This window comes from Priestia sp. SIMBA_032, from assembly GCF_046535215.1.
GTDB lineage: Bacteria > Bacillota > Bacilli > Bacillales > Bacillaceae_H > Priestia > Priestia aryabhattai.
On sequence record NZ_JAWRXD010000330.1, the window covers coordinates 1 to 323 of the forward strand.

Annotated in this window: 1 protein-coding gene; it reads right to left on the reverse strand. The window is 33.7% G+C overall.

The features are described from left to right. A partial coding sequence (locus SB717_RS34625) for a DegV family protein (RefSeq protein ID WP_410907386.1) occupies positions 1-187 on the reverse strand: 187 nt, incomplete at its 3' end. Between the last annotated feature and the right edge of the window lie 136 nt (positions 188-323).

Genomic DNA, 323 nt, shown 5'->3' on the forward strand with positions numbered 1-323 from the left:
GAGAAGTTTTTGGAACTTCCTCTTGTTCACGTCCTTTCACATACAAATCATCTGCTGCAATTTCAGCTTCTTCTTGATAAGACTCTGCTCCAAACACAACGTTTAATGGAATCATATATATATTGAGTTCATCACGGATTTGCTTCGGTATATATGCTGTACTATCAGTAACAATAGCTATTTTCATTTTCGTACCTGCCTTATAAAAAGTTTTATTTCCTAATTTTACACGAAAACTACAAATGGTGCATCCATACAGGGAAATGCCGATTGAAATTATACTCACCATCTCGACAAATTACAACAAAAAGATAAAATACTCA